General features: G+C 69.0%; 13 protein-coding genes and 2 pseudogenes. 10 read left to right on the top strand and 5 right to left on the bottom strand.

The genetic code is table 11. The features are described 5' to 3' along the window. Positions 1–360: 360 nt before the first annotated feature. The 5 genes and pseudogenes from CFP71_RS14255 to hisF form a co-directional block, all read right to left on the bottom strand. A complete protein-coding gene (locus tag CFP71_RS14255) occupies positions 361–1,218 on the bottom strand; it encodes a DUF3592 domain-containing protein (protein ID WP_143267083.1) in 858 nt (285 codons plus the stop codon). Positions 1,219–1,318: 100 nt separating this feature from the next. Then, a pseudogene (locus tag CFP71_RS14250) lies at positions 1,319–1,680 on the bottom strand (DUF1304 domain-containing protein). Next, complete coding sequence (hisI, locus tag CFP71_RS14245) at positions 1,677–2,039, bottom strand: phosphoribosyl-AMP cyclohydrolase (protein WP_093934330.1); 363 nt, start codon at positions 2,037–2,039, stop codon at positions 1,677–1,679. Before hisI ends, CFP71_RS14250 begins: the two are co-directional and overlap by 4 nt. Further along, positions 2,029–2,418 carry a hypothetical protein gene (locus tag CFP71_RS14240; protein WP_093934329.1) on the bottom strand — a complete coding sequence of 130 codons (390 nt, stop codon included), beginning with the start codon at positions 2,416–2,418 and terminating at the stop codon, positions 2,029–2,031. Before CFP71_RS14240 ends, hisI begins: the two co-directional genes overlap by 11 nt. Next, the gene (gene hisF / locus CFP71_RS14235) at positions 2,415–3,188 is read right to left on the bottom strand and encodes an imidazole glycerol phosphate synthase subunit HisF (protein ID WP_093934328.1); all 774 of its coding nucleotides are present in this window, start codon (positions 3,186–3,188) and stop codon (positions 2,415–2,417) included. Before hisF ends, CFP71_RS14240 begins: the two co-directional genes overlap by 4 nt. Positions 3,189–3,226: 38 nt before the next feature. Between hisF and CFP71_RS14230 the strand changes: the two genes are divergently transcribed. From CFP71_RS14230 to CFP71_RS14190, 10 genes and pseudogenes are all read left to right on the top strand, one after another. Further along, complete coding sequence (locus CFP71_RS14230; RefSeq protein ID WP_093934327.1) at positions 3,227–3,829, top strand: TetR/AcrR family transcriptional regulator; 603 nt, start codon at positions 3,227–3,229, stop codon at positions 3,827–3,829. A 10-nt stretch (positions 3,830–3,839) separates the two neighbouring features. Next, positions 3,840–5,051, top strand: a complete 1,212-nt coding sequence (locus CFP71_RS14225) for a phytase (protein ID WP_093934326.1) — start codon at positions 3,840–3,842, stop codon at positions 5,049–5,051. 90 nt (positions 5,052–5,141) lie between these two features. Continuing rightward, positions 5,142–5,651 (top strand): SigE family RNA polymerase sigma factor, encoded by a 510-nt coding sequence (locus CFP71_RS14220; protein WP_005155257.1) that lies wholly within the window; start codon positions 5,142–5,144, stop codon positions 5,649–5,651. Beyond that, positions 5,648–6,646 carry a hypothetical protein gene (locus CFP71_RS14215; protein WP_093934325.1) on the top strand — a complete coding sequence of 333 codons (999 nt, stop codon included), beginning with the start codon at positions 5,648–5,650 and terminating at the stop codon, positions 6,644–6,646. The genes CFP71_RS14220 and CFP71_RS14215 overlap by 4 nt, the downstream gene beginning before the upstream one ends. Positions 6,647–6,674: 28 nt before the next feature. After that, positions 6,675–7,595 carry an NADP-dependent oxidoreductase gene (locus CFP71_RS14210; protein WP_093934324.1) on the top strand — a complete coding sequence of 307 codons (921 nt, stop codon included), beginning with the start codon at positions 6,675–6,677 and terminating at the stop codon, positions 7,593–7,595. After that, a pseudogene (locus CFP71_RS44930) lies at positions 7,592–7,753 on the top strand (putative glycolipid-binding domain-containing protein); the annotation flags it as partial. The gene CFP71_RS14210 and the pseudogene CFP71_RS44930, both read left to right, overlap by 4 nt. Positions 7,754–7,823: 70 nt before the next feature. Further along, a complete protein-coding gene (locus tag CFP71_RS44925; RefSeq protein WP_244199670.1) occupies positions 7,824–8,159 on the top strand; it encodes a putative glycolipid-binding domain-containing protein in 336 nt (111 codons plus the stop codon). A 48-nt stretch (positions 8,160–8,207) separates the two neighbouring features. Then, the gene (locus CFP71_RS14200) at positions 8,208–8,930 is read left to right on the top strand and encodes an ABC transporter ATP-binding protein (RefSeq protein WP_093934323.1); all 723 of its coding nucleotides are present in this window, start codon (positions 8,208–8,210) and stop codon (positions 8,928–8,930) included. Beyond that, on the top strand, positions 8,927–9,661 hold the full coding sequence (locus CFP71_RS14195; RefSeq protein ID WP_093934322.1) for an ABC transporter permease: 735 nt from the start codon (positions 8,927–8,929) through the stop codon (positions 9,659–9,661). The genes CFP71_RS14200 and CFP71_RS14195 overlap by 4 nt, the downstream gene beginning before the upstream one ends. A gap of 9 nt (positions 9,662–9,670) precedes the next feature. Beyond that, on the top strand, positions 9,671–10,057 hold the full coding sequence (locus CFP71_RS14190; protein ID WP_093934321.1) for a PPOX class F420-dependent oxidoreductase: 387 nt from the start codon (positions 9,671–9,673) through the stop codon (positions 10,055–10,057). Positions 10,058–10,290 lie beyond the last annotated feature (233 nt).

Here is a 10,290-nt window from a genome sequence, read left to right as displayed (position 1 = left end):
CCTGAACTCAGACAGAGGGTTCTAACCCTCTTTGCCACTCACGACCCCCTAGCGGAAAGCCTCATATGGCCATAAATCGGACGGTCGATTGTCGCTAACCGTCTCATGTGGACACTCGGGGCGCGCCTGATCGCCACCCAGTCCGGAACCATGTCCTCGGGCAGCGAAGAGGGCCCGCGCGGCAGGACCGACCATGCCATATTTGACTTATCGCCCAATAGAACGACACTTGCCACTCACGACCACCCCGACCCGGTGCGGTCTGGTGGGCCGGCGGCGTTGTGAAAGCCACTTTCGCAACGTTGAAGGTTGTGAAAGTGGCTTTCACGGCACCCGAAGCCGGCAGCCCCCACTCACGGATCAGTCCGTGTCCGGCTCGATCTCCTTGGCGGGAACGGTGTAGAGCGTGTCCTTGCGGAAGCGTCCTCGCGGGAAGATCACGATCATGGCCGTTCCTTCGCCGCCGACGAAGACGGGAGCCTTCCGGACTTTGGGCGCGATCCTCAGCGACCGGCGCGTGGCGAGGAACTTGTAGTCGTCTTCGAAGTACACATCGATCTTGGGGAACAGCCACCCGGGCCGCACCGTCGCCGTGGCCTCGCGCAAGCCGGTCCTCGATGCCGAGCGATACCGTTCGCGCCAGAGCCATGCGGCGTACAGGCACATCGGAAAGCCGAAGAGCGCGGAGAAGGTCAGAAGGGTCAGGAAGCCACCGCCGGAATTGCCGTGGAGACTACCTCCGACCGTCAAGATCCTTTGGGGGTCTCCTATCGCGTAGGAGAGAAAGATCTTGTCCCCGGTCTGGTGCTTTTCCCTCGAATCGACGGAGACCGAGGTCGTGTACGACTTCGCGCCGGCTGTATAGGTGAGCGTGACGTAGACACGGTTCGACCTGGAGGCCGCCTCGGCCTTCTGCACTGTGCCCTCTACCTGGACCCCGTTCCTCGTCGTCCGCAAGGAATCCTGCCGAAGCAGATCGAGATTTGCCAGACCGGCGATGAACAAGGCCAGCCAGAGCACCGACAAAGCCAGCGCGCGCACTTTGTAGTGCGACAGTTTCTCGATCAGCGGGGTGGCGACTTCGCCGTGCACAGTCTGCGCGGCAAGGCTTTTGATGTCCTCGACGGCCGAAGGGGCCAGCGGTCGTCCGGCAATGGGCGGACGACGTCTCCGACGGCCGCTCTTGGCCGATCTTTTCTTCCCTCGCCCCGGTTTCATGCGCCGAGATTAGCCGGAAGACTCCGCTTTTCCGGACGACGAGTTCCTTCTCGCTCCAGGGCAACCGTGAGCCCTCTTCGGGCGTGCAAGTGAGCAGGGGTCAGCCCGCGATCAGCACCGCGATCAACGCCAGCGTGCCGGGAACCACCTGCACGAAGAAGATCTTCTTGCTCGCCGTCGCCGTCCCGTAGAGCCCGGCGACGATTACGCAGGCGAGGCCGAAGATCTTGAACTGCCAAGCCGTGCTTCCGGTCGCGATCAGGCCCCAGATCAGCGCGGCGGCGAGAAACCGTTGTACAGCCCCTGATTCGCCGCCAGCGGCGCGCTCTCCTTCGCGAACTCCTCGGTGGTGCCGAAGGAGGCGCGAGCACGCGGAGTGGTCCACAGGAACATTTCGAGCACGACGATGTACAGGTGGATCAGGGCGACGATGCCGACCAGGACGTTGGCGACGACATTCACGGATTCTCGCTCTCGTCGGCCAGCAGCAGCCGTTCGTCGGTGTCGAAGCAGGTGTGCGTGCCGGTGTGGCAGGCCGGGCCGGTCTGGTCGACGCGCAGCAGGACGGTATCGCCGTCGCAGTCGATCCGCACCTCACGCACGTGCTGGACATGGCCGGAGGTCTCGCCCTTGGCCCACAGTTCCTGGCGGCTGCGCGAATAGTAGGTCCCGCGCCGGGTGGTGAGGGTGCGCTCCAGCGCCTCGTCGTTCATCCACGCCATCATCAGGACGTCCGATGTGGAGTGTTCGACGACGACGGCGGCGATCAGCCCGTCGGCGTTGCGCTTCAAGCGATCCGAGAGGGCGGGGTCAAGCGTCATTCGTGGCTCCGAGAAGGTGCCGTTTCACCGGCATCGAGTTGAGCAGGACCGCCGTGTAGATGTACCCGGCGAACAGGATCCCGGAGACGATCTTCACCCAGAAGAGTTCCGCCGCCAGCATGGACAGCGCGTGCAGCAACGCGAACAGGAAGCTGACGCCGAAACCGGCGAACCGCGCCGAACGCATCTTCAGCACCAGCCCCGCCACGACGAGCCCACCGAGCACCACCGCCGTTCCCGGCAGCAGGAACGTCCGCGCGGACGAATACGGCGCGAACATGAGGACCGCGGCCATCCCGACGTACGCGAGGCCGAGCCCGAGCAACAGCGCGCAGACGACCTTGACCTCGGTGGAGGCCTTCCACTTGGCCATGATCATCGGACCACGACTCCCCCGGCGCGCAGAGCGTTCTTGACCTCGCCGATCTTCAACTGTCCGAAGTGGAACACGCTGGCCGCGAGCACCGCGTCCGCCCCCGCTTCGACGGCGGGCAGGAAGTGGTCGAGCGCGCCGGCGCCGCCGCTGGCGATCACCGGGACACGGACGGCCGCGCGAACCTGGGTCAGGAGTTCGAGATCGAAACCGTTCTTGGTGCCGTCGGCGTCCATCGAGTTGAGCAGGATCTCGCCGACACCGAGTTCCTCACCGCGCGCTGCCCACTCGACGGCGTCGATCCCGGTGCCGCGGCGACCGCCGTGCGTGGTCACCTCGAATCCGGACGGTGTCGGTTCGGTGCCTTCGGGGACCCGGCGGGCGTCCACCGACAGGACGACACACTGCGCGCCGAACCGGCGGGACGCCTCGCGCAGGAACTCCGGCCGCGCGATGGCGGCGGTGTTGATGCTCACCTTGTCCGCGCCGGTGCGCAGCAGCCGGTTGACGTCGTCGTTCGTGCGCACGCCGCCACCGACGGTGAGCGGGATGAACACCTGCTCCGCGGTCCGGCGGACGACGTCGAACGTGGTCTCGCGGTCCCCGGAGGACGCCGTGACGTCGAGGAACGTGAGCTCGTCCGCGCCCTCGGCGTCGTACAGGCGGGCGAGCTCGACGGGGTCGCCGGCGTCGCGCAGGTCGGCGAAGTTGACACCCTTCACCACACGGCCCGCGTCGACGTCGAGACACGGGATGACCCTGACTGCGACTGACATGGGGCCAAGCGTAGTCAAGGGCGTTCTAAGCTCGCGGAATGGCACAGGCGGGACGGCGGCCGGGGCAGACCGAGACGCGGGAGGAGATCCTCGAGGCGGCACGGCGGAGGTTCGCCGAACAGGGCTACGACGGGGCGACCGTACGCGGCATCGCGGCCGAAGCGGGGGTGAACGCCGCGCTGCTGCACCATTTCTTCGGTACCAAGCAGCGGCTCTTCGCCGCGTCGATGAACCTGCCGGTCGACCCCGGCGAACTGGTCCCCCGGATCCTCGAAGGCCCCGAGGACGAGATCGGCGAACGTCTCGTCCGCGCGTTCCTCGGCCTCTGGCAGGCCCCGGAAGGGCGCGCGCCGTTCCTGGCCATGATCCGGTCCGCGACCACCAACGAGCAGGTCGCGACCATGATGCGGCAGTTCCTGGAACGGGCGGTGCTGGCACGGGTCGCCGAGGCGCGCGGCGTGCCGAAGGTCCGGGTGGCCGGGATCGCCGCGCAGATGGTCGGGTTCGCGCTGCTGCGCTACGTCATCGGGCTCCCGCCGCTCGTCGCCGCGTCGGAGGACGAGGTCGTCGCGATGCTGGCCCCGGTCGCGCAGTATTACCTGACCGACGGCGTTCACCGGCCGGACACCCCGCGCGGCTAACTTCCCGAGGATGCGCATCGCACTGGTCCCCCTGCTGGCGGCCTCCCTGCTCGCCGGCGTGCCTGCCGAAGCGACCCAGAACCCCTCGCCCGTGGCGCAGACCAGGGCGTTCGTCGACGACGCGGGCGCGGACCCGGCGAACGCCGACGCCGACGACCCGGCGATCTGGGTCCACCCGAAGAACCCGTCGGCCAGTGTCGTACTCGGCACCCTCAAAGAGGGCGGGCTGGCCGCGTTCGACCTGAAGGCGCGGCAGCTCCAGCACCTCGCCGTGCCCGCGGGCGGGCGGTTCAACAACGTCGACGTCGTCGGCGATCTCGCGGTGGTGAGCGACCGCGGCCGGGACCGCGTGCGCGTCTACCGGATCGACCCCGCCGGCGCCGCGGCCGGATCGCGGGTGTTGCGGGACGTCACGGATCCTTTCGCCGCACCGGTTTTCTCCGCGTCCGAGTCCGAAGTGGACGAACAGCGGACAGCGTACGGGCTCACCGCCGGGCATGACCCGCGCACCGGCGCGCGCTGGGTCGCGGTGACCCGGCGGCACGAGACCCGCGTGGCGCTTCTGCGACTTGTCGACAAACCGGACGGCACCGTCGGCACGACACCGATCGGCACGATCGACCTGCCGTCGGAGTTCCGGCTGCCGAACGGGAAGACCTGGTCGCCGTGCGGCGAGCCGGACGAGCGCCCGCAGCTGGAGGGGTCGGTGCTCGACGTCGAGCACCGCGTGCTCCACACCGCGCAGGAGGACGTCGGGATCTGGCGGATCCCGGTCGACGACCATGGTTTCGGCCGTCCCGAGCTGATCGACAAGGTGCGTTCGTTCGGGGCGCCGCAGCGCTTCGACGAGGTCACCGAGGAGTGCGTCGCCGACGGCCCCGACCCCGGTTTCGGCGGCAAGTGGCTGGTCGCGGACGCCGAAGGGCTGGCGCTGGCCGACGGCAAGCTGCTCGCGTCGAGCCAGGGCGACTCGCGGTTCGTGGTCTACGACCGCGCCGGCCTCCCGCGGCGCGACTTCCGGATCGTCGCCGGACGCGGCACCGACTCGGTCGAGCACTCCGACGGAGCCGCGATCACCACCAGGCCGCTGGGCCCCCTCTACCCGCACGGCCTGCTGGTGGTGCACGACGGCGAACGCCGTCCGGCGGCCACCGGCCCCTCGGGCGAGGAGCTCGCGACGACCGGATTCGCCTTCGTCCGGCTGGAGACCGCCGTGCGGTGATCATGTTCACCGGGAAAGTTCCGCCCCCGATGCATCAGCACGGTGGTCTCGTGCGTCCATAGAGCGAGACCACCGGCTGAGGGGGAACACGTGCCTGCGACCTTCGACGAGTTCGTCGCGGATCGCCTGGACGGGCTCCTGCGCTACGCGACCGTCCTGACCGACGATCCGTACCTGGCGCAGGACATCGTGCAGGAGGTGCTGCTGCGCGCTCAGCAACGCTGGCACAGGATCGAGTCACCGCCGACGTACGTCCGCCGGATGGTGACCAACGAGTACTTCTCGTGGCGACGGCGTCTGGCGGTCCGCCGCGTGGTGCCGTCGTCACCGGAGGTACTCGATCTGGTGAGCCCGCCGGTCTCCGATCACGCCGTCGAGTACGACGAACGCGACGCGATGCTGGACAGGCTCGCGAAGCTCCCGCGCAAACAACGCGCCGCGATCGTGCTCCGCTACTACGAGAACTACTCCGACGAGGAGATCGCCGCGGTGCTCCGCTGTGCGACGTCGACCGTGCGCAGCCAGATCTCGCGCGCGCTCGCGACGCTGCGGGAGACCGGACAGTCCTCGTCCGTTCAGCCCACGGGAGCCCGCAAATGACCCGCCTGAGTGAAGAGAACGCCGAGAACCTGATCCGGGAGAGCCTCGAACATCTGGCGACGCGGGCGCCTGACGGGGCGGAGATCCGCGAGGCGCTGGACCAGCGGCGGCGAAGCCGTCCGACGATGGCGCTGGCACTGGTCGCGGCGGCGGTCGCGATCATCGCGCTCGGGGTGCCGCTGGGCATGCGGGCCTTCACCGCGGTCCCCCCGGCTTCGCGGGTGAACGCGGACTGGGCGGTGCTGCCGTACAAGCCCGGCTGGCTTCCCGACGGCTTCAAGGAGAACCGGCGGGCCGCGAAACCGTACCCCGCGCCGCAGACCAGGTCCTGGAGTGCCGGGGAACTCGGTCATGTCGAGCTGACCAGCACTCCGCTGGCCAAGGGGGCCGAGCCTTGGAAGATCGCGCCCGCGCCGAACCAGATCATCGTGCACGGCAGGGTCGGGATGGTGTCCGAGGTCCACGGCGACGCGATGATGCTGACCTGGTCGCCCGACGACGTGTACCTGCTGAGCATGACCTTGTACTTCATGAAGGATCCGCGCGGGATCGGTCAGCGGATCGCGGACGAGATGGTCAAGGACGACCGTGCCCGGGTCTCGGGCGAACTGCGCTTCGGCAGGTTGCCCGACGACCTGGAGTTGTCAGGGGTGAGCACGTTCCTGACGACCGGCGGGGGCGCGACCGATCTCGAAGCCACCCGCGCCGGGCAACCCACCGCGGCGGCGGTCGTCACGGCGTCGCTGCGCCGCGACCGGCCGGAGGTCGACGGGGCGGAGCCGGTTCCCCTCAAGGTCCGGGGCGCCGACGGCTACTACCTCCCGAAACGGGACGGCAGGCTCGGCCCCCAGGACGAAACGGTCGCCGTCCGGCTGACGGGCGACCAGTGGCTCATCGTGTCGGGCAAGCGGGACAAGGCCACGCTGCTCGACATCGCCGACGGCGTGCAGCTCATCCCCGGCGACTACAGCTGGTTCGGGAAGCCACCGGAATAGCGGCGGGCGGGCGGCGGTTGTCGACGGCATGACGGACACCTACCGCTCCATCGCGTTCACCAAGTACGGCGACTCGCGAGTCCTCCACGTCCTCGACCGGGAGCTTCCCGAGCCCGGGCCGGGCCAGGTCAGGGTCGCCGTCCGGGCCGCGGGCGTGAACCCGATCGACTGGAAGATCCGGGCCGGGCTGATGGCCGAGGTGTTCCCGACGGAGTTCCCCGCCGTCCCCGGCGGAGACGTCGCCGGCGTGATCGACGCGACCGGCGAAGGGGTGTCCGGCTTCGCCGCCGGTGACGAGGTCCTCGGGACCGGTATCGGCGGATACGCGGAGTACGTCCTCGCGGAGGCGGCGAGCGTGATCCGCAAGCCCGAGTCGCTCTCCTGGGAGCTGGCCGCGGCGCTGCCCGCGGTCGTCAACACGGCCTATCGCGCCCTCAACCTGCTGGACCTCGAGAAGGGCGAGACGCTGCTCGTCGACGGCGCCGCGGGCGGTGTCGGCACCATCGCCGTCCAGCTCGCCGTCGCGCGGGGGCTGACCGTCGTCGGGACCGCGAGCGAAGCGAATCACGACTACCTGCGCTCGCTGGGCGCCGTCCCGGTGCAGTACGGCGAAGGGCTCGCCGAGCGCGTACGCGCCGTCGCGCCACAGGGCATCGACGCGTCCTTCGACGCCTCTGGGCACTCGCTCTCCGCTCTCGTCGAGCTGACCGGCGGCCCGAAGCGCGTCATCACCATCGCCGCGTCGGACGCGGCCGATCACGGCGTCCGCTTCACCTCGGGTTCTCCGGCGGAGCAGGTCCCCGGCTCGCTGGCCGAAGGCGCCGCGCTCGCCGCCGAAGGCAAGCTCACCTTGCCGATCTCCCGGGTGTACCCGCTCGCCGAAGCGGCCGCCGCTCAGGACGAGAGCGAAGCGGGTCACGTGCGGGGCAAGCTCGTCCTGGTGCCGTGAGCCTCCCCGCGGCGGCGAGCTGGCGTCATCGGGACGCGAGGACCGGCTTCGAGGTCGCGTTCTTCCAGGAACACGAAGGCGGGTGGCGGATCAGCGGCGCCACGACGGCGGTCGAGGACGGGGAGTCCTGGCTCGTCGAGTATTCGATCACCGTCGACGCCGCCTGGCGGACGAGGCGGGCGGAGATCTCCGGCCGCTCGGTCACGGGCTCCCGGCGCACGGCGCACGGTGCTCGACGCGGACGGCGACGGACGATGGCGGGCGGACGGAGTCCCGGATCCGCGGCTCGACGGCTGTTTCGACGTCGACCTCGAATCGTCGTCGATGACGAACACGCTGCCGGTGCACAGGCTCGGTCTCGCCTTGGGCGCCGCCACCGAAGCGCCCGCCGCGTACGTCCGGGCCGGCGACCTCGCCGTGGAGCGGCTGGAGCAGCGCTACCAGCGGATCGGTGATCGCGATTTCGCCTACACCGCACCGGTTTTCGACTTCTCCTGCGTGCTGAACTACGACGAGCACCTGCTGGTCACCGACTATCCGGGCATCGCCGTCCGGCTCTCCTGAACCGCGCGCTCTTGACTCGCGGTTCTCAACGGGCGCAGAATTAAACGTATGGCTAATTCGGCGATCTCCGTGACGGGACTGCGGGTCGTCCGCGGCGGCCGCGAGGTCGTCAAGAGCATCGGCTTCGAGACGCCGCGCGGCCGGATCACCGGCCTGCTCGGGCCCAGCGGCTGCGGCAAGACGACGCTGATGCGCGCGATCGTCGGCGTGCAGATCCTCGCGGCGGGCGAGGTCACCGTGCTCGGCCATCCCGCGGGCAGCCCGCCGCTGCGGCGGCTGATCGGCTACGCCACCCAGAACCCGGCCGTCTACGCCGACCTCACCATCACGGAAGCCTTGCGCTACTTCGCTTCCGTGCTGCGCGCGCCGATGTCCGATGTGGACAGGGTGATCGACGAGGTCGGGCTCGCCGAGCACGCCGGTAAGCTGGTCGGATCGCTGTCCGGCGGTCAGCACGGTCGTGCCAACCTCGCCGTCGCGCTGCTCGGGAAACCCGAGCTGCTCGTGCTCGACGAACCGACCGTCGGCCTGGATCCCGTGCTCCGAGACGAACTCTGGGCGCTGTTCCGACGTCTCGCCGACGGCGGCGCGACGCTGCTGGTGTCCAGCCACGTCATGGACGAAGCCGCGCGATGCGATCGGCTGCTGCTCATGCGCGAAGGCCGGATCCTCGCCGACGACACCCCGTCCGGACTGCGCGAGCGCACCGGGACGACCGATCTGGAGCAGGCGTTCCTGCGGCTGGTCCGGGAAAGCGAGGTGGCGTCGTGAACCCCGCCCTGACACTGGCCACGGCCCGCCGCATCCTCTTGCAGCTCCGGCACGATCCGCGCACCGTCGCGATGCTGATCGTCGTCCCGTCGCTGCTGATGGTGTTGCTGCGCTTCGTCTTCAACTCGGAAGCGGTGTTCAGCCGCGTCGCCCCGGCGCTACTCGGCGTCTTCCCGTTCCTGATCATGTTCCTGATCACTTCGATCACCACGCTGCGCGAGCGCACCACGGCGACACTGGAACGCCTGATGACCCTGCCGATCGGCAGGCTGGACCTGCTCTTCGGCTACGCGATCGCGTTCGGCTCGATCGCGATCGTGCAGGTCGGCGTTGCGGCCGGGATCTCGCTGACCTGGCTCGGCCTCGACATCGCGGGCTCGATCGGGATGCTGCTGCTCATCGCCGTCCTCGACGCCCTGCTCGGGATGGCGCTCGGCCTGTTCGTGAGCGCTTTCGCGCGGACGGAGTTCCAGGCGGTGCAGTTCATGCCGCTGTTCGTGCTGCCGCAGATCCTGCTGTGCGGACTGTTCGTGCCACGCGGGGAAATGGGCTGGCTCCTCAACCGGCTCTCCGACGTGATGCCGCTTTCGTACGCTGTCGAGGCGCTCACCCGCGTCACCACTTCGGGCACCGTGGACGCGACACTGATCCGGAACCTGCTCGTCGTCGGGGCGTGCGCGCTGGCCGCGCTGATCCTCGGCGCGGCTACGTTGCGGCGCCGGACGCCCTAGACTCTCCACATGGGATCGGAGTTCGAGCGGATCGCCGCCGAGAAGTACGTCATGCTGACCACCTTCCGCAAGAGCGGCGTCCCGGTGCCGACTCCGGTCTGGGCCGCGGGCGACGGCGGCGAGCTGGTGCTCTGGTCCGAGCGGAAGGCGGGCAAGGTCAAGCGCATCCGCAACAGCGGCCGCGTCGAGGTCCAAGCCTGCGACCTCCGCGGCAAGAAGACCCACGGCGACGTCGTCGCGGGCGAGGCACGGCTGCTGGACCTCGACGGGACCGAACGCGTGCGCAAGGTGATCGCGCGGAAGTACGGGATCACCGGACAGGTGACGATGTTCTTCAGCAAGCTGCGGGGGCCGAAGGACCGGACCGTGGGGATCGCGATCAAACTGGCGGAATGACCCGTGAGAGCGTGAGTGGTAAGTCGCGCTCTTGAGTGGTGAGGCGAAGGTGTCGTGCTCGGCCGCTCGCGTGTCTGCCGGCTTCGGGTGTCGCGACCTGGCGGAGCGAGCCGGGTCAGGTGGTCGTGAGTGGCGATTCGGGCTAAAGCCGACCGTGTCTTAGGTAGCTGCTGGGTTCCGGCTGTGGCGGAGCGCGAGTCCGGTCCGTGAAGGCCTCCTTGAGATCGGAAGTG

The organism is Amycolatopsis thailandensis (genome assembly GCF_002234405.1).
GTDB lineage: Bacteria > Actinomycetota > Actinomycetes > Mycobacteriales > Pseudonocardiaceae > Amycolatopsis > Amycolatopsis thailandensis.
The sequence above is the reverse complement of the archived record's forward strand: the minus strand, read 5'-3'. Positions and strand labels throughout refer to the sequence as shown.